An 18125-nucleotide genomic window follows, 5' to 3' on the forward strand; every position below is an offset into this window, starting at 1 on the left:
CACCCCTACCTCGACAGGCCCCGGCGGTTCGCCGGGGCCTGTCGCGCTTGACCTGGGCGCTCCCGGCCGTATAGAACCGACTGGTTACACAACCAGGAGGTTATGAACGTGCCCCCGGATCTGCTCGACGCCACCTTCGCCGCGCTCGCCGACCCCACCCGGCGGGCCATCCTCGCCCGGCTCGCCGCCGGCGAGGCCACAGTCACCGAGCTGGCCGAGCCGTTCGCGATGAGCCAGCCGGCCGTCTCCAAGCACCTCAAGGTGCTCGAACGCGCCGGCCTGGTCACCAGGGGCCGGGACGCGCAGCGCCGCCCCTGCCGGCTCGACGCCCGGCCGCTACGGGAGGCCGTCGCGTGGCTGGCGGACTACCGGGACTACTGGGCCGAGAGCTACGCGCGCCTGGACGAGGTGCTCGCCGAACTGACCGCCGGGGAGCAGCGGTGAACGGCCTGGCCGTGACCCTGCACGGCGACCGGGAGATCCGGCTCAGCCGCGACTTCGCCGCACCCCGGCACCTCGTGTTCGCCGCCTTCACCCGCCCCGAGCTGCTGATGCGCTGGTGGGGCGCGCGCGGCTGGCACCTCGTCGAGTGCGAGGTGGACCTGCGGGTGGGCGGACGCTGGCGGTTCGTCTCCCGCGGACCGGACGGCGACCTGATGGCTCAGGGCGGCACGTACCGGGAGGTCGACGTGCCGGCGCGCCTGGTCTGCACCGAACTCTTCGACGACCAGTCCTACCCGGGCGAGACGCTCGTGCGCCACGACTTCACCGGCTCGGCGAGCCGGACCACAGTCGTCACCCACCTGCGGTACGCCACCACGCAGGGCCGCGACACGGTCCTGCGCTACCCGATGACCCGCGGCGTGAGCGAGGCGTTCGACCGGCTCACCGCCGTGCTGCACACCGTTGCGAAGACAGGAGCGACATCGTGAACTGGACGCTGGAAGTGGTAGTCGTACCGGTCTCCGACGTGGACCGGGCCAAGGAGTTCTACTCCGAACGGCTCGGCTTCGCCGTCGACCACGACACGGATCTGGGCGGCGCGGGGCGGATCGTCCAACTCACACCCCCGGGCTCCGGCTGCTCGATAGTGCTCGGCCGGGGCGTCGTACCGGAGATGCCGCCGGGCTCACTCAAGGGCCTGCAACTCGTCGTCGCCGACCTGGAACGGGCGCACGCCGAGCTGGTCGAGCGGGGCGTCGACGTGAGCGAGATCCAGGTGCTCGGCCAGAACCCGCGTCCGGTGCCGCATCCGCTGGACAACGTCGGCTTCGTCTTCCTCCGCGACCCGGACGGCAACGAGTGGGCGGTGCAGCAGATCTCCGCCCGCGGCTGAGCGCTGCGGCGCGCGCGGCCGGGGCGCTGCGGCGCGCTGCGGCGCACGCGGGCGGCTGGGCGCTGTTAAGAAGGGGCCCTTTCTCTACCTGAGGCGTTAAGAAGGGGCCCTTCCTTACAAGCGGCGGGGGCCGGTGTCGGGGCGGGCGACCTCCGCCCCGGTGCGGATGGTGGCGTGCAGCACCGAGATGCCGTCCGGCCGGGCCAGCACCGGGTTGAGCGTGAGCGACCGCACCCGCGGCTGCTCGTCGGCGAGCCGCCCGACCCGCACCAGCAGGTCGACCAGGGCCGCCCGGTCCACCGGTGCGGCGCCCCGGTGCCCGTGCAGCAGCGGCGCGGCCCGGGGCTCGTCGACCAGCTCGGCGGCGTCCCGGTCGGTCAGCGGCACCGCCCGCCAGGCCCGGTCGCCGAGCAGCTCGGTCGCCACGCCGCCGAGCCCGAACCCGACCACCGGCCCGAACGCCGGATCCTCGACCAGCTCCACCACGCACGCCACGCCGGGCGCGACCATCGGCTGGACCAGCACCTCCGCGCCGAACACCGGCGCCATCTCGGCGTACGCGCGGCGCAGCGCGGCGGCGTCGGCCAGGTCGAGGCGTACCGCGCCGAGGTCGAGGCGGTGCCTCAGCCCGGGGGCGGCGGCCTTGAGCGCCACCGGCCAGCCGAGCCGCTCCCCCACCGCCGCCGCTTCCTCGGCCGAGCGGGCCGGCACCGAGTCCACCACGTCGATCCCGTACGCGCGCAGCAACGCCGCCGCGTCGGCCCCGTCGGGGCGCAGCGCGGCGTGCCCGGCCGCCCGGTCCACGTCGGCCAGTTCCGGCAGCACGCCGGGCGGCCGCCGGAGCCAGTCTGCGTACGCGGTGACCCGGCCCAGCGCGCGCACCGCCTCCTCGACGCTCGGGTACGCGGGCACCCCGGCCGGCACCAGTCCGGCGAGGAACGTCGCCACCACCGGCTTGCCGGTGACCCGCGCGTCGGGCAGCGCCGACGCGAAGTCGGCCACCGGGTCGGCGAGCTGCCCCGGCAGCGGCGGCGCGAACACCGCCACCACGCCGTCCACCCGCTCGTCGGCGACCGCGTCACCGAGCGCGGCGGCGTAAGCGGCGGCACCGGCGCTCGGACCGACGTCCTGCGGGTAGCCGTCGGCAACTGTCAGTCCCTGCGCCGCGCAGGCGGTCGCGGCCAGCCCGGTCAGCGCCGAGGAGTTGCCCACCACCGCGACCCGCCGCCCGGCGGGCAACGGCTGGTGGGCCAGCAGCACACCGACGTCGAGCAGCTCGGACACGGTGTCCACCCGGATCACGCCGGACTGGGCGAACAACGCGCTCACCGCAGCCGCGTCCAGCGCGGGCGCCTCCCCCACGCCCGGCGGCCGGGCCAGCGAGGCGAGCGCCACCACCGGCTTGCTGCGGCCGATGCGCCGGGCCAGCCGGGCGAACTTGCGCGGGTTGCCGAACGTCTCCAGGTAGAGCGTGATGACGTCGGTGGCCGGATCGTCCTGCCAGTACTGGAGCAGGTCGTTGCCGGACACGTCGGCCCGGTTGCCGGCCGACACGAAGCTGGACAGGCCGAGCCCACGGCGGGACGCCTTGGCGAGCAGCGCCACCCCGAACGCGCCGGACTGGCTGAACACGCCGACCCGGCCCGCCGCGGGCAGCACCGGGGCGAGCGTGGCGTTGAGGCGTACCGCCGGGTCGGTGTTGGCGACGCCGAGGCAGTTCGGTCCGACCACCCGCATGCCGGCCAGGTGCGCGGCGCGGACCAGCGCGCGCTGCGCCGCCGCACCGGCCGGCCCGGACTCGGCGAACCCGGCCGAGATCACCACCAGCCCGTGCGCGCCCGCGCGTGCGGCGTCGCGGACCACGTCGGTCACCGCGTCCGGCGGGACCGCCACCACGGCCAGGTCGACGTCCTGGCCGGCGTCGGCCGCCGACGGGTACGCGGGCAGCCCCGCCACTGTCGCCGCGCTCGGGTGCACCGGCACGATCGCGCCGGTGAACCCGCCGTCGCGCAGGTGCCCGAGCAGCGCCGCGCCGACGCCCTGGCCGGTGGTGCTGGCGCCGTAGACGGCGATGCCGCGCGGGGCGAGCAGCCGGGCGATCGAGCGGGCCTCGGTGCGGTGCTCCCGGCCGCGCTGCACCTCAAGGGTCGCCTCGGTCGGCGCGATCGGGAAGGTCAGGTGCACCACGCCGTCGGCGTACTGGCGCTGGACCTGGTAGCCGAAGTCGGCGAAGACCCGCAGCATGGTGCCGTTCGCGGGCAGCACCTCCGCGACGAAGTGCACGATGCCGTTGCGCCCGGCCGCGTCGGCCAGGTGCTCCAGCAGCACCGAGCCGATGCCCCGGCCCTGGTAGGCGTCCTCGACCACGAACGCCACCTCGGCCTCCGGCGAGGCGGGGCCGAGGCGCTCGTACCGGCCGACGGCGACGATCCGCTCGCCGGCGAGCACCACGAACGCCTCGCGGTCGCGGTGGTCGACGTTGACGAAACGCTTCAGGTCGCGTTCCGGAATGCGCGGGTACGGCGAGAAGTAGCGCAGGTAGCGGGTGCGCTCGGAGAAGCGGCCATGCATGGCCACGATCTCGGGCGCGTCCTCGGGACGGATCTGTCGCAGCTGGACGGTCGTGCCGTCGCTGAGCAGCACGTCCACCGGTTGTTCGACGGTGGTCACCGGTCGGTCCTCCCCTGCCGCCGGCTCAGTCGCGCGGGTCGTGCGGGTCGAGCCCGAGCAGCGGGAAGACCGCCTTGCGGGTGGCCGCGACGGCCCGGTCCACCGCGTTCGGCTCGCCGCTGGGCTGCCACGGCAGGTACGACGGGTCGACGTCGTCGGTCATCCGCAGCGGCACCTCGTGCCCGGGTCGCCGCCGCGCGGCCAGGTCCCGCCAGCCCGGCGGGGTGAGCGTGGCCGGGTCGATCGGCTCACCGGTGGCGGTCGCGAGCAGGTGCGTCCAGGCCCGGGGCACCACCTCGACGAGCGCGTACCCGCCGCCGCCGGTGGCGATCCAGCGCCCGTCGCACAGTTCGTCGGCGAGCGCCCGCAGCGTGCGGTAGGTGGCCCGTTGCCCGTCCACCGACAGGTGCAGGTCGGCCAGCGGATCCTTGCGGTGCCCGTCGGCGCCGCACTGGGTGACAAGCACCTGCGGCCGGTACGCGCGCAGCACCGACGGCACGACCGCGTGGAACGCGCGCTGCCAGCCGGCGTCGCCGACCCCGGGCGGCAGCGGCACGTTGACGGCGGTGCCCTCCGCGCCCGGGCCGCCGGTCTCGTCCGGGAAGCCGGTGCCGGGGAACAGCGCGAGCGGCGTCTCGTGCAGGCTGATGGTGAGCACCCGCGGGTCGCGGTAGAAGATCTCCTGCACGCCGTCGCCGTGGTGCACGTCCACGTCCACGTACGCGATCCGCTGCGCGCCGAGGTCGAGCAGGCGGGCGATCGCCACCGCCGGGTCGTTGTAGACGCAGAAGCCGGCGGCGCGGGCGGGCATGGCGTGGTGCAGCCCGCCGGCCACGTTCACCGCGCGGCGCGCCTCGCCGCGCCAGACCGCCTCGGCGGCGGCCACAGTGGCGCCGGCGATCAGCGCGCTCGCCTCGTGCATGCCGTCGAACACCGGATTGTCCGACGTGCCCAGGCCGAACCCGGCGAACAGCGGGTCGCGCGGCGCGGCCCGCACCGCGTCCAGATAGGCCGGATCGTGTACGCGGGTGAGCAGCGCGTCGTCAGCCGGCTCGGGCTTGACCAGCCGCACGCCGGGCCGGTCCAGCACGCCCAGCTCGCGGGCGAGCGCCATGGTCAGCTCGACCCGGACCGGGTCGAGCGGATGGTCGCCCATGTCGTAGGTGAGGAGAGCCTCGTCCCACACCACCACCGTGTCGTCGGCCATGCGGCCATCGTCGCACGTGGGCCGGGGTGCGCCCACCTGACGTACGCTCACCGGCCGGACGTGCCGCCGGTGGCGACCGGACGGTCCGGGTCGGCCACCCACTCGCTCCACGAGCCGACGTACAACGCGGCGTCCGAGCGGCCGGCCAGGTGCAGCGCCAGCACCGCCTGCGCGGCCGTCACCCCGGAGCCGCAGTACGCCCCGACCGGCGCGCCCGCGTCCACCCCGGCGGCGGCGAACCGTTCCCGCAGCGCGTCCGCGTCCGGGAACCGCCCCTGCGTGACGTACTCCGGCGCGGGCAGGTTCACGGCGCCCGGCACGTGCCCGGCGACCGGGTCGACCGGCTCGTGCTCGCCGAGGTAGCGCGGCGCGGCCCGTACGTCGAGCAGCACCCCGGGCTCGGCGGCGGCGAGCCGGGCGGCCTGCGCGGCGTCCAGCACCGGCAGCGCGCCCGGCGCCACCGTCACGTCGCCCGGCGCCGGGGCGGGTACGCCGGTGTCGACCGGCAGGCCGGCGGCCGTCCAGGCCGGGTAGCCGCCGTGCAGCACCCGCACCTGCCGGTGGCCCGCCCAGCGCAGCGTCCACCAGGCCCGGGCGGCGGACATGCCGTCGCCGCCGTCGTACACGACAACGGGGTGACCGGCGCGGACGCCCGCCGCCCGCAGCGCGGCCTGCAACGCCGCCGGGTCCGGCAGCGGGTGCCGGCCGGCGGCGCCGGGTCGCCCGCACAGCTCGGTGTCCAGGTCGACGAAGACCGCTCCGGGCAGGTGGCCTGCGGCGTAGTCCGCGCGGCCGGGCGGGCCGGTGAGCCGCCAGCGGACGTCGAGCAGGGCCGGCGGATCGGCATGATCGAGTTCGGCGGCGAGCCGGTCGGGCTCGACCAGCAGGTCTGCGGTGGCGGACATGCGGTCCAGTCAACACCATCCGGGCCGCGACCTCCGGCTTCGCCTGCCGTCGATGGTCGGTGGTAACGGGTACCATCGGAGCCCGGGAGGCCGCTGACGTGAAGCACGACCTTGTTGACACGACCGAGATGTACCTGCGCACCATCCTCGAACTCGAGGAGGAGGGTGTGCCGCCGCTGCGTGCGCGCATCGCCGAGCGGCTCAAGCAGAGCGGCCCGACCGTCAGCCAGACCGTCGCGCGGATGGAGCGGGACGGCCTGCTCACGGTCGAGGGCGACCGGCACCTGAGCCTCACGGCGGCCGGCCGCACCACCGCCGTGTCGGTGATGCGCAAGCACCGGCTGGCCGAGCTGCTGCTGGTGAACGTGATCGGGATGCCCTACGAGGAGGCCCACGAAGAGGCCTGCCGGTGGGAGCACGTGATGAGTGACGCGGTGGAGAAGCGGGTCTTCGACCTGCTCAACCGCCCCACCCGCTCGCCGTACGGCAACCCGATCCCGGGCCTGGAGGAGCTGGGCGACCCCGGCCAGCCGCCGGTCGAGGCCGGTGAGAGCGAGCGCAACCTGGCCTTCCCCGGCCTGTCCGGCCAGGTCGTGGTGCGCCGCATCTGCGAGAGCGTGCAGACCGACTCGGACGTGCTCCGGCAGTTGCACGCCGCCGGTGTCGACCCGGGCGCGACGGTGACCGTGGCGCAGGAACGCGACGGCGTCTCCATCGACCGCTCCGGCGACCGCGTACGCCTGCCCCGCGAGGTGGCGTCCCGGGTGTTCGTCGCGGCCCGCTGACCCGATCGTCTGGTCAGAGCTGGCGGGTGTCGATCACCTTGGCCAGCGTGACCAGCTTGCCGGCCGTCTTGTCCGCCTCCGCCTTGGCGGCGCCGGTGGGGGCGGTCCAGCGCAGCGTGGCGAGCCGGCCCTCGGTGGCCAGCCAGCCGACCTCGGCGACCGGGCCCGCCTTCGCGGTCTTGGGCAGCGTGCGCCGATAGCCGGCCTTACCCAGCTTGGTGATCTTCGTGGCGCCGCTGGGCTGCACGTCGATGGTGAACGTGGCCGCGTCGATCGACGTCTCGGTCACCGACAGCGTCAGCTCCGGCAGCACCGCACCGGCCGCGCGCACCACGCAGGTGTGCGTGTCGCCCCGCTCGGTGGCGGCGGCCACGTCGAACTCGCCGCCGGTGTGCTCGGCGATCACCGCGAAGTCGAGCAGGCGGCAGGCACCGCCCGAGGACGCGGCCGCGACCGCGACCGGCGGGCGCGGATCCGTCGGCACGCCCACCGTCGGGGCCTCCTCGGCGCAGCCGGCGGCGAGCAGGACGGCCGGAACGGCCAGCCAGATTCGGGCACGCACGGGAGACCTCCGCGGTCGGCGGCGGGTCCGACCCGCCGGAGTTCCGTCGGACACCGTACGGCGTGCCCGCGCGGGGACGGAAGCCCCTAATCGGTTACGTACGGACAGTGCCGACATCCTCGCCCGCAGCACGTGCCACGCCGGGCGAGAAAGCCCGCGCTGAGCACGAACAGCCCGGTCTCCGGGTCCAGGTAGCCGGCCTCCCCGGCGGCGAGGGCGGCCGCGTGCGCGGCCAGGATGCGTTCCCGCCCCGGATGATCCGGCGACAGCCGCGACGGGTGCGGTTCGGTCAGGGGCCGTCCCGCCAGCTCGTCACGCACCGCTGAAGTCTACGGAGTGGCCCCCTTACCCTCGCGCGACGCCCTGAGTGCCCACGCTGGCACCTCCCGTCGCGCCGGCCGTCCGGGAGGGACACTACGACCGGATGCGGTTGCGCCGTGAACCGGTCCGCGCCGACCGGGCATGAACGGGTGTGACGAACAAGATGCGCCGGGCCGAGGCCCACGAGCGGGAACATCCCGGGGTCGGGCCGCCCCACGAGCCGTCGGACGACGACGTGATCCGCGCGTCCGTTGCCGAACCGGAGCGGTTCGGGCCGTTGTTCGACAGGCATGCCGTCCCCGTGCACCGCTATCTGGCTCGCCGCATCGGTCCGCCGGCGGACGACCTACTGGCCGAGACCTTCCTGGTCGCATTCCGGCGGAGGGCGTCATACACCTCGGACGTCGGCGTACGGCCGTGGCTCTTCGGGATCGCCACCAACCTCGTGCGCCGGCACGTGCGAACCGAGGAACGCCGCTACCGCGCGCTGGCCCGGCTCGCCGCCGGCGAGGTGGCACCGCCGGTGATCGAGGACGCGATCGACCGGCTGGACGCCGGCGCCCTGCGCCGGGACCTGGCCCTGGCGCTGGCCTCGCTGCACCGGCGGGACCGGGACGTGTTGCTGCTCACCGCGTGGGCGGACCTGTCGTACGAGCAGATCGCCGCCGTGCTCGACATCCCGCTCGGCACCGTCCGTTCCCGCCTGCACCGTGCCCGCCGACTCACCCGACTCGCGCTCGCCCTCGAGGAGCCGACATGAACGAGATCAACCTGCTACGTACGCACGGGCCGGACGCCCCGGAAGCGTCCACCGAGACGCTCCGCCTCGCGAAGGACCGCCTCGCCGGCGAGTTCGCCGCCGCATCCGTACGCCGGACCGTTCCGCCGCTGCGGCGGCGGACGCTCCTGGTGGCAGCCGGGGCCACGGTGGTGGCCGGGGCGGGCATCGGCCTCGCGGTACGTCCGCTCGACCGATCGGCGGAGCCGTTGACCCTGGTGGCTGCGACGATCCCGGAGTTTCCGCTGACCCTGCGGTCGCGGCCGGCGACGCTGGACCCACCTCGCTACAGCTACGCTCCGGGCCAGTTTCTCGCCGTGTACCTGTCCCGCAGTGCCACCGACGACGTCTACCTCTTCGTCTGGGACAGCCGACCGGCACGGATCGCGACGACGTCGCGTCCGGTGACCGTCGCAGGCCGCCCGGCCGAAATCTACGAGGAGCCGGACCCCGGCGGACCGCGCCGGCTCGACATGTCGTGGGAACGCAGGCCCGGTCAGTGGGTGTCGCTGACCGGCCACGGCAGGTTCGCCGACGACGCGGCGCTACTCCGGCTGGCCGAGCACCTCGTCGACGAGCCGCAGCAGGTGCCGCTACGGGTCCGGCTGGCGCCACGCGGCTGGCGGGTCGCCATGTTCAAGGACGACACCATCCTGACCCTTCAGGGCGACTCCCCCGACGAGACGCTCGCCGTGCAGGTGGTTCCACGTCGTGACCCGGACCTGCTGCTCAACGTGACGGGAGCCCGGGAGGAGCGAAGGGTCACGGTGGGCGGCCGGGAGGCCCATCTGATCCGCGCCGAGGATTTCTGGTTCCTGCAGGCCGAGGTGCCCGGCGGGGCAGTGGTCAACCTGCAGGCGCCGCTGCGGCTCTCCGTCGACCAGGTCGTCGCGATCGCCGAGCAGATCTCGGTGACTCCGCGCCGGCCCTGACCGCCTGCTGCCGGCCCGCTTCCCGTCGAGGTCGGCGGCGGCTCGGTCAAGCCGCGTCCGATTCAGTAGCGGTGCGCGAGCAGGAACGCCTGGGGCTGCCGCTCGCCGTCGGCCGGTTCGCGGACAGTCGTCGCCGTCACCGCGAACCCGGCCGCCGCGAGCTGCGCGGCCAGCCGCTGCGGCGACAGCCAGTAGACGTCGTACCCGACGGGGTGGCCGTATGCCTGCTCCCGGCGGTCGAGCCGGTCGCCGGCCTTCACCGCCAGCAGCAGGTGACCACCCGGGGCGAGCACCCGGTGGAAGCCGGCGAACACCTCGGGCAGCAGTTCCGGTGGCAGGTGGATCAGCGAGTACCAGGAGACCAGCCCGGCCAGCGACCCGTCCGGCGCGGTCAGCTCGGTCAGCGAGCCGACCTCGAAGCGCAGATCCGGGTACGTCCGCCGGGCCACCGCCACCATGCCGGGTGAGAGGTCGACGCCGCTGATGTCGAGGCCGAGCCGGTGCAGGTGGCAGTGCCCCCCTGCCCCGCTCCAGTTCTCGTTGATCATGAGGTTGGCGGTCGTCCTGTCGGCGTGTCGCGCCGCCAACCTCATGATCGCGCGCTCAGGTCGGGGTCGGGAGCCAGGTGATCGCCTGGCCGTGGCCTCTCGTCCAGGCCAGCGGGTGGCCGTCGAGGGCGAGGACGTTGTGGAAGCCGTCGCCCGGCGGCTTCGGTAGCGTCGCGTGCGGCAGCACGGACGGGTCCTCGTTGGCGAGCCAGTGTCCGGGCAGCGTCCGCACCAGCGCGGTGAAGGCGTCCCGGCGTGGCGGCGGCACCTGGTAGAGCACCGAACTGTGGAACACCACGAGCGTCGCCCTGGGCGGGGCCTGTTCGGCCAGCCCCGGCAGGTCGTCCACCAGGTCACCGCGTACCAGCAGTGGCGGATCGGCCGCCGCGACAGCCGCCGCGGCGCGCAGCCGGTCCCGGCGGTGCCGGTGCTCCGGCCAGATCAGCGCGTCCAGCCAGGCCAGGTCGGCCGGGTCGGTGACGTCGAGCGGGTTCACGTCGAGCCCTGCGCGCCACACCACCTCCGGGCGCTGCTGCGGCGGCTCGATGCCGGTCAGGTCGCAGTCGAGCACCGGCTCGCCGTCGCCGATCCGCCGGTCGCCGTAGCGGTAGGCGTACCGGTCCGGGTAGAGGCACAGCCCGGCGGACGCGCCGACCTCCAGCAACGCCAGCGGCTGCGGCATCGCCGCGAGCACCGGAAGCAGCACCGCGCAACGGCCGGCCTCGTTCGTCTGCGTCGCCCGCACCCGCATCTGCGCCGCCACGTCCGGCCAGTGCGCCAGCACGTACGCGCGGAACGCCGCCGGGTCGTCCACCGGCCCGCCGCCCAGCCGCACCACACCGAACAGCAGGTTCGGCTGGCGCTTGGCCGGTGGCAGCGTGTCGAGCAGCGCGAGCAGCTTCCGGTCGCGCGCCACCGCCCGCGACAACCGCTCGTACGCCGGTGACACGCCGCGCGCCTCGCGCTCGGCGAACGCCCGATAGATGTCGGCCGTGCTCATCCCCCGAGCATTCCAGCTCGCGTACACGATGGGCTGTGACAGTCGGCACCCTTGCCCAAACGCGAGCGTGCAGGGGGAGACTCTGCTGCGCTTGCGACTCTGGTCGGACGTACTAACGGACACCTCTCGACAAATCCCTATCCTCGCTCGCGCCACTCGCCGATCCAGCGCTCCCGCACCCTCTGGGCACAAAACTATGCGGCTGCGCCCCGTATACGACGCTGGCCGCTCCCCTGACAGTGGCGCCGTGCGACGGGGCCACAATGGCTAGCCGGGCCAGGCTTAGGCTCTTTCCAGTGGCTGTGGACCCAGGCTCACGGGCCTCAACCTCACCTTCGGCGCCTCCTCGGTCGCCAGGGTCCACGGTCGTCTGTACGCACTTACAGATCTTGAATGGCCAGGTTCGTCCACTGTGGGTCGGCGTTCGGCGTGATCTTCGTTGGTGATCGTTGTAGGCCGGGGTGATGAGATATCCCGATGGAGGTGGGTTGTCCGCGCGGGGGCGGGCGAAGCGTGAGGCGGTACGAAGGCAGGCGGCCGGGTGGTTCGCCCAGGATGTGTCGGTGCCGGAGATCGCGCGCAGTCTGCGGGTGTCGCAGACCGCGGTGTACGGCTGGCGTAAACGGTGGCAGGCCGGCGGTGAACAGGCCCTGGCGTCGAAGGGGCCTGGTGGGTCTCGGTGTCGCCTGGATGAGGGCCGGCGGCGGCGCCTGGCCGATGCCCTGGAGCAGGGGCCGGCGGCGCACGGCTTCGGTAGTGATCAGCGGTGGACCCTGGCCCGGGTGTCGGACCTGATCGCCCGGATGTTCCGCACCCGGTACACGCTGCGCGGCACGGCGAACATCATGTACCGGCTCGGCTGGTCGGTGCAGGTACCGAAGCACCGTGCGGTCGAGCGGGACGAAGCCGCGATCACCACGTGGCGGCGGGAGACGTGGCCGGCGGGAAAACGGTAGCGGCGCAGCGGCAGGCGTGGCTGGTCTTCGAAGACGAGGCCGGTCAGACGCTGCGCCCACCGAAGGCACCTGGGGACGACGCGGGCGCACCCCCGTGGTCCCGGTGTCGGGCAAGGGCTCCGGCCGCGTCTCGATCGCCGGGCTGACCTGTTACCGGCCCGGCCAGCGGTCCCGACTGATCTACCGCACGATCACCCATCGCGGCCGCAAGAACGAGCGCCGCAGCTTCGGCGAACGCGACTACATCGCCCTGCTCGACGCCGCCCACCAACAGCTCGATGGCCCGATCGTGTGCATCTGGGACAACCTGAACACCCACGTCTCCGCCGCCATGCGGCAGATGATCGACGCCCGGGACTGGCTGACCGTGATCCGACTACCGGCCTACGCCCCGGACCTGAACCCGACCGAGGGCGTCTGGTCCCACCTCAAACGCAGCATCGGCAACCTCGCCGTCACCGGCGTCGACCACCTCCTCGCGATCATCAAGAACCGGCTCAAGAGCATCCAGTACCGCACCGACCTACTCGACGGGTTCCTCGCTCACACCGGACTGACCCTCGAACCCGACACAACCTGACAATTCAAGATCTGTAGCTATGCAGCCCTTGCACGTGAAGTTCGGCCGGAGTACGGTGCCGACCCGCCATGCGCTACACGGCCCTCTCAGCGTCGACAGCCTGACATCGACTAGGTGGACGCCGCGCAGGGCCTCGGCAGCCCGGCATGCCGCACCAATACGGCAAGGACGCTTTTTGAGGCAATCGCTCGGTCCGGCCACCGCCCACACCTAGTCGAGACGTCAGGGCCGGTGACGCCTGACTGTGCCGTTCACCGCGATTAGCGATGGGAGACATCCGTCCGCACACCGTAATTCCACTCTCACTCTTGCCTGGTATCCGCAGCGCTATGCGGAGCTCTCGTGCCCAGACGTCAGGTTAGTATCTCGCACCTTCATCAGGATCCAAGCGATCTGCGGAATGGTAATATCGTGCCGATTCGTCTCGGTCCGGATAGTGGCGCTGATCCGCGACGGAGTCCACTGCGGATATTGGGCGGCGATTCGCCGTACCAGATCTTCGGCTTCGACGCTGGGCGGTACGGTCATGCTGGCTGCAAGCTCCGCCAATGACGCTGGTGCGATCGGGTGGGGCTGAGGGAGAAACGGGTCGCCATAGTACGCCATAAGCACCTCCGGCTCGTGCCGTCCGATACTCACGACGCTAGGAAACGGCGCTAGCGCCGGTCCACGACCGATCCCCTGGCAGGCTCGTGCCATCTTTGGCGGCACCCCGCCACACTCATGGCGGTGAGGGCCGGTGCGGGATGATTCTGATTCAAAGCGAGATCAGCTGGCAGAGAGGACTCCCCCTGCGGTGGCCGTCCGCGTCGCGATCGTCGACCCGCTGCCGATGTTCCGGCACGGCGTCACGGCGATCTTGTCCGCAGACGGCCATGCGGTAGACACGCCTGACGACCCGGTGGCGTGGGCATCGCGGTGCGGCTCCGCCGTGGTGCTGCTGACCCTGGCTCGAGAAGCAGACTGGCGTCTGCTCCCTCGCCTACTTGAAGTGCCCACGCCACCGGCTGTCATCGGCCTGATCGACGGCGCCTCGGCTGTACTGGGCGCCAGGGCGATCCGGAGCGGTGCCCGCTCGGTGCTACCGCGTGATGCAGCCGCGCCATCGCTGCGGCGAACGGTCGAGGCCACGCTCGACGGACAGTCGGTGATGCCGACAGTGGTGATGACCGCCGTACTAGGCGCGGCGTCCGACACAGCCCCCGCACCGGCGGCCGGAGCGGTGTGGCTTCGCGAGCTAGCCGTAGGCACGACGGTAGCCCAATTAGCCGCGCAGAGCGGCTATTCGGAGCGAGCGATGTTCCGCCTGTTGCGGGCGTTGTACCGACAGATGGGCGCAGGTAGCCGAGTGGAAGCGATCATGCGGGCCCGGGAATGGGGCTGGCTCTAGCCTTAGCCGAGGTGGGCGATGACCGGTGCCAGCTGCCCCGACGGCGTGCCGGACGCATCGAGGGTCCGCAGCAGGAACCGAAGCCGAACCGTCAGCCCACGGGCCGTGGCATGGACTCGTTCCTGATCGTCGCCGCTGATGGCTTCGACCGCCATCTCGAGGGTGTCGCGCTGGTCGAGGAGACGGCCGCAGCGGGCGAAGGCCTCAAAGTCCCTGGTGGTGAAGTTCTCAGGGTCGTCTTTCAGACGTTCGGTGGCGAGGGTGAGGAGCCGATCGAACCACGCCGAGGCAGCAGCGGGCTCGGTGAGCCGGGTGGCCAGTGCCAATAGGGCCAGCACGGCCAGCGGCTGCTGCGGCCTGCGGTAGTGGTAGGCCCGCCTGATCTGCCGCGCCGCCTCTCGGAAGTCGCCCTGCTGCAAATGCGCTACACACAACGTCGTGCGGGCCCGGCGCAGGATGGAGGCGTTTTCCAGCCGCAACGCGAGGTCGACGGCGTCGTGAGCAAGACGCACGGCCTCCTCGACGGATCCGCGATCGAGGTTCGCGCCCAGCAGCAAATCAGCTTCGCTCTCTAGGCAAGCCGCCATCAGAGCATCCTCGTTGCGCTCGGTGGCAATTCGCTTGGCCGAGGCCAGCCAGGTGCGGGCGGCGTCGTGATCGGCGAGCTCAGCGCACCAGCGCACCAGCCGTAAGATGATCGTGAGCCGCCGGTCGTCGGTGATCTCAGGGAGATTCAACGCGGCCCGGGCATGGGCGACGGCACCCTCGTAGTCGCCGTAACGGCGGCGGCAATACGCCAAGCCCTCAAGCGCCCCGGCGTGCCCCGCCTGGTCACCCGCCACGAGCGCTTCCTGGCGGGCGTAGGTGAACTCTGTCCCGGCACGTCCCGTCCGATTTGCTACAAGATTCAACAGGCCGAGGTTGTTGTGCAGTGCAACCGCGTCGGAGGCCCTGCCCTTTTCGTGAGCCAATTTCAGAGCGCTGCCGTACACCTCGTCGGCTTCCTCAAGCCGGCCGCTGCTGTAGTAGATGTTCGCGATGGCATTCTCGTTTGACAACCGGTCCTCGAGATGCTCCAGCCCGTTGCGTACCGCCAAGCGCTGCTGCAGCAGTAGATAGCTGCAGTTCCAGATCCCCAACATCTCATCGATCTCATTAATCACGCTGTGCGCAGCAAGTGGCTCACCCCCCGCAATCAATGCCTCAACTTCCGCGAATGGGATCCTTAGGTCCGCTACGGTGCGCAGCACGGGCGCACGCAGGCCGTAAAGCGTGTTCGCCGCCCGAACCAAAAGTCTTCGCCCCTCGGTGGCCGGCAGGCGCGAGAGGATGATCCCGGCGTCAATGGGTGGCAGGAATACGTCGCCATCACTGGTGCTGCGCAGAACCTGCCCTTGCTGCAAGAACTTCACCGCGCGGTTCACCTGGTCAAGTGACCACTTGCCGGCCAGCAGATCCACGATCGCGGCGTTCGGCACTGCGGTGCCAAACGCCGCGACCGCGTGCAGGACGTCGCGCCGCCACTCGTCGAACGTGTCGATCAGCAGTCCGGTGATATACGACGCCACCGCATCCCCGCCCCGCGGCAGTCTGTCGACGATGGCCTGTAGATCGACCGCACTGCCGCAAACGATTGCGCAGACTAGCTCACCCAGGCGCGGATTGCCCTGCAGACGCTGCCACAGCTTGCGCTGCTGATCATCCGGCAGTGCGTCAAGTTCAAGCATCCCGTTGTAATCGCGGGTGCGCAGGAAGGTCAAAAACTGCGGCAACTCGACTCGGCTTACCACGATCGGTTCATCGACTTCCGGCCACCCAGAGCCGGATGGCGATACCGGATCCTGCTGTGTCGCAAGCACAATCGAGATCCCACGGTCTGACTCGTCGCTGATCATTGCAAACGCCTCATCGAGGTCCCGGTCGGCGAGCACCCTGCTGTGCGGGTCCAGCAAACTCTCTGCGGAGTCGACCGCCACAACTACCGGAGGACCGCCTAGGTCATCGAGCACTGCCTCGAGCCGCACCAGCGGCGACCTGCCAACCGCAGGCCTTCCCGGTAACGGCTCGCCGCCGATCAGGTCGATTAGGGTGCGCACGTCCAGCCGCCGGTCCCGGGACGCCAGATACTTTCGGATGTGCACACTGCGCTCGTTGACGTCGCCGTTTTGTAGCGCCCGAAGCGTCACGTCGAGCAACTTGGTCTTGCCCATCCCGGGGCGGCCCCGCACGACGACTATGCCGAATGGGCCACCAGCCAAACGAGACCGCAGCCTCCGATGCTGCGCCTCGCGCCCGAGCAGGTCGGCTGTGGCGACGAACGGGTCACCCGGCTGGCCCGTGCTCCGACCGCCCGGAGCATGCCGCTGTGGAGACGCATCGGCGCGACGGGCCGGGCCCAGCGCGTGATCGAACTCGGAGACGAGTCGCTTGGCGGCGGCCGCCGCCAGTTCGAAGCACCACTGTTTTGCCTCCTGCTCGAGCGCCTGTGCCCCGACTAGATGGCCGCCGTCAAGATGGAGTCGGCGTCCCAGGTGCACCAGAGCCGCGCCAATGAGACCAACCAGGCACTGCGGTTCCCACGAATCCCCCAAGCCCTTACCTAATGCTGAAAGGCCGGAGCCGACAGCCTTGTGAATCGCAAGGCTGATGTCATGGAAGTCGCCGATCCGGCGAGAGTACGGAGCGTTCGGGTTCACTATGACATTGATGTATTCGGTTCCACGACTCCGCACCTCCGCGAAGTCATCCAGCGCCAACGCCACGAGTAGATGCATCGGATCATTGGCCAGCGGAGCATCTACAGCAAAGTGGTCATAGTCGATCAGCCAGAAATCGTTGTCAACCTCCGGCCGAGCCTGCAGCAGGATGTTGCGGGCACTCAGATCGCCGTGGGCCTTACCGATGTGCACGTCCGCCAAGACCAGGTCGGCGCGCTCCCCCCACAGAAACGACCGCGGGTCGTCGCTCAGCAGGCTTGATGGCGTCCACGAGCGCACGTCGTGCTCTCGCCGAGCAACAATGGCAGCAGCGACCTGCCCGACGGTCCGCGCCCGAACGTTGCTTTTCAGCCCGTTCCAGTCAGCGATCACCGAGTGGACGACGGCACTGCATCGCCGGTGGAAGTCTTGGTTCTCTCGCAACTTCGCCAATGCCTCATACCGGGAGAGGTTATTGCCAGCGACGTGCATAAAATAGATCAACCCGCCATCCGCAAGCGGCAGCGGCGGATCCTCTATTGCCGCTAGATGTTTCTGACAGAATGAGTCTTGGTCGTCCCACCCCTCAGCCAGTCGATGCGCACGATCCGCCGATGCGCAGAACTTGAGAACAACCTGATCGTCATGGCCACGCCTCTTCTGCCGCTGAATGCGGGCCACCGGACTTCCGCTTCGCCCGGAGCCGAACCACTCTTTGAGGACCAGGTTGTAGGACTGCCCCCTGAGAGCCCGCGCAAGTTCATCGACACGTGCCTGACCGCCCTCGTCGAGACCTTCTTTCCACCGCTCCGGTTCGACGAGTTCGCCCCACATGCCCGTCTCCCCTCGGCCTCACTGACGCGCTGTCGTCAAATTATGTTCCAGACATGATCAACTGAATAGGCTGAAAGCCCGACCCATCGAAGGAGCGCAATGCCTGAAGAGCCGCCCGATGTCGCAAAGGCCAGAAAAGACCTCCTATGGGGCATGTACGCCGATCTGCGGCTGCACTCACGGCATGCCGAGACACTCCGTTCCAACGTCGTCAACTTCATGATCGTCATCGCGTCATTGCTGATCGCGGCGATCACAGCTGACCGACGTGTAATGCCATCGGACTTCGCGCTGTGCCTCGGAGTCGTGTGTGTCGGCCTACTCGGTCTCGGCTTCGCCGCGTCGTACACCGAACTGCACGAGCGCAACCGGCGCCGCGCCTTGCGTCTGCGAGATGCCCTCGACGCGGAGTTCCTCACCGGCCCAGAGCCCGACATTGAGGATCTGCTCGAGGAGTCGGACCGCTCACATGAGGCCAGCCGGCTCTACCGATGGAGCCGCGCCGTCACCGGCAGCACACAGCGATTTTGGTTTGCTCTGCCGGTGCTGGTGCTCATCGCCGGTGTCGTGTTGACGGCGGTAGCGGTTTGAACTCGCAGGACCTCAGCCGGACGCACTGCTCGGG

The 18125-nt window shown here is 71.1% G+C and carries 18 protein-coding genes; 10 read left to right on the plus strand and 8 right to left on the minus strand.

Features of this window, described 5'->3' with window-relative positions:
* The first annotated feature begins 102 nt into the window (after positions 1-102).
* Genes AMK25_RS21520 through AMK25_RS21530 form a run of 3 tightly spaced genes read left to right on the plus strand, consistent with a single transcriptional unit; the run spans position 103 to position 1336 of the window.
* The gene (locus tag AMK25_RS21520) at positions 103-444 is read left to right on the plus strand and encodes an ArsR/SmtB family transcription factor (RefSeq protein WP_198937621.1); all 342 of its coding nucleotides are present in this window, start codon (positions 103-105) and stop codon (positions 442-444) included.
* On the plus strand, positions 441-932 hold the full coding sequence (locus AMK25_RS21525; protein ID WP_073830194.1) for an SRPBCC family protein: 492 nt from the start codon (positions 441-443) through the stop codon (positions 930-932). The genes AMK25_RS21520 and AMK25_RS21525 overlap by 4 nt, the downstream gene beginning before the upstream one ends.
* Positions 929-1336 carry a VOC family protein gene (locus AMK25_RS21530; protein ID WP_073830195.1) on the plus strand — a complete coding sequence of 136 codons (408 nt, stop codon included), beginning with the start codon at positions 929-931 and terminating at the stop codon, positions 1334-1336. The genes AMK25_RS21525 and AMK25_RS21530 overlap by 4 nt, the downstream gene beginning before the upstream one ends.
* 114 nt (positions 1337-1450) lie before the next feature.
* Here the strand turns inward: AMK25_RS21530 and AMK25_RS21535 are convergent, their stop codons facing one another.
* Genes AMK25_RS21535 through AMK25_RS21545 form a run of 3 tightly spaced genes read right to left on the minus strand, consistent with a single transcriptional unit; the run spans position 1451 to position 6118 of the window.
* Positions 1451-4006: a bifunctional acetate--CoA ligase family protein/GNAT family N-acetyltransferase gene (locus AMK25_RS21535; RefSeq protein ID WP_073830196.1), complete on the minus strand. Its 2556-nt coding sequence runs from the start codon at positions 4004-4006 to the stop codon at positions 1451-1453.
* A 25-nt stretch (positions 4007-4031) separates the two neighbouring features.
* Entirely contained in the window at positions 4032-5213 is a 1182-nt protein-coding gene (locus AMK25_RS21540; protein ID WP_073830197.1) for an acetoin utilization protein AcuC, read from the minus strand.
* Positions 5214-5260: 47 nt separating this feature from the next.
* Positions 5261-6118 (minus strand): sulfurtransferase, encoded by an 858-nt coding sequence (locus AMK25_RS21545; protein WP_073830198.1) that lies wholly within the window; start codon positions 6116-6118, stop codon positions 5261-5263.
* A 98-nt stretch (positions 6119-6216) separates the two neighbouring features.
* On the opposite strand from AMK25_RS21545, the gene AMK25_RS21550 reads away from it, so the two are divergent.
* Positions 6217-6903 (plus strand): metal-dependent transcriptional regulator, encoded by a 687-nt coding sequence (locus tag AMK25_RS21550; RefSeq protein WP_073830199.1) that lies wholly within the window; start codon positions 6217-6219, stop codon positions 6901-6903.
* A gap of 13 nt (positions 6904-6916) precedes the next feature.
* Here AMK25_RS21550 and AMK25_RS21555 read toward each other — a convergent pair whose 3' ends face one another.
* Both AMK25_RS21555 and AMK25_RS21560 read right to left on the minus strand, forming a co-directional pair.
* A complete protein-coding gene (locus tag AMK25_RS21555) occupies positions 6917-7465 on the minus strand; it encodes a hypothetical protein (protein WP_073830200.1) in 549 nt (182 codons plus the stop codon).
* Positions 7466-7551: 86 nt separating this feature from the next.
* Positions 7552-7785, minus strand: coding sequence for a DUF5522 domain-containing protein (locus AMK25_RS21560; protein WP_073830201.1), 234 nt, complete (start codon positions 7783-7785; stop codon positions 7552-7554).
* A 164-nt stretch (positions 7786-7949) separates the two neighbouring features.
* On the opposite strand from AMK25_RS21560, the gene AMK25_RS21565 reads away from it, so the two are divergent.
* Both AMK25_RS21565 and AMK25_RS21570 read left to right on the plus strand, forming a co-directional pair.
* Positions 7950-8546, plus strand: coding sequence for an RNA polymerase sigma factor (locus tag AMK25_RS21565; protein WP_073830488.1), 597 nt, complete (start codon positions 7950-7952; stop codon positions 8544-8546).
* Positions 8543-9496 carry a hypothetical protein gene (locus AMK25_RS21570; protein ID WP_073830202.1) on the plus strand — a complete coding sequence of 318 codons (954 nt, stop codon included), beginning with the start codon at positions 8543-8545 and terminating at the stop codon, positions 9494-9496. The genes AMK25_RS21565 and AMK25_RS21570 overlap by 4 nt, the downstream gene beginning before the upstream one ends.
* Before the next feature lie 62 nt (positions 9497-9558).
* Here the strand turns inward: AMK25_RS21570 and AMK25_RS21575 are convergent, their stop codons facing one another.
* A complete protein-coding gene (locus AMK25_RS21575) occupies positions 9559-10044 on the minus strand; it encodes a class I SAM-dependent methyltransferase (protein ID WP_241826440.1) in 486 nt (161 codons plus the stop codon).
* A 55-nt stretch (positions 10045-10099) separates the two neighbouring features.
* Complete coding sequence (locus AMK25_RS21580; protein WP_073830203.1) at positions 10100-11044, minus strand: DUF2332 domain-containing protein; 945 nt, start codon at positions 11042-11044, stop codon at positions 10100-10102.
* A gap of 464 nt (positions 11045-11508) precedes the next feature.
* Between AMK25_RS21580 and AMK25_RS21585 the strand changes: the two genes are divergently transcribed.
* From AMK25_RS21585 to AMK25_RS21595, 3 genes are all read left to right on the plus strand, one after another.
* Positions 11509-12000 (plus strand): helix-turn-helix domain-containing protein, encoded by a 492-nt coding sequence (locus tag AMK25_RS21585; RefSeq protein WP_073830489.1) that lies wholly within the window; start codon positions 11509-11511, stop codon positions 11998-12000.
* Between the two features lie 16 nt (positions 12001-12016).
* Positions 12017-12580, plus strand: coding sequence for a transposase (locus AMK25_RS21590; protein WP_198937645.1), 564 nt, complete (start codon positions 12017-12019; stop codon positions 12578-12580).
* A gap of 796 nt (positions 12581-13376) precedes the next feature.
* A complete protein-coding gene (locus AMK25_RS21595; RefSeq protein ID WP_198937622.1) occupies positions 13377-13970 on the plus strand; it encodes a response regulator transcription factor in 594 nt (197 codons plus the stop codon).
* Between the two features lie 2 nt (positions 13971-13972).
* Here AMK25_RS21595 and AMK25_RS21600 read toward each other — a convergent pair whose 3' ends face one another.
* Positions 13973-17500, minus strand: a complete 3528-nt coding sequence (locus AMK25_RS21600; RefSeq protein WP_143194771.1) for a hypothetical protein — start codon at positions 17498-17500, stop codon at positions 13973-13975.
* Positions 17501-17599: 99 nt separating this feature from the next.
* Here AMK25_RS21600 and AMK25_RS21605 point away from each other — a divergent pair, with 99 nt between their 5' ends.
* Positions 17600-18091 carry a hypothetical protein gene (locus tag AMK25_RS21605; protein WP_143194772.1) on the plus strand — a complete coding sequence of 164 codons (492 nt, stop codon included), beginning with the start codon at positions 17600-17602 and terminating at the stop codon, positions 18089-18091.
* Positions 18092-18125 lie beyond the last annotated feature (34 nt).

This window comes from Micromonospora sp. TSRI0369, assembly GCF_001905625.1.
Taxonomy (GTDB): Bacteria; Actinomycetota; Actinomycetes; order Mycobacteriales; family Micromonosporaceae; genus Micromonospora; species Micromonospora echinospora_A.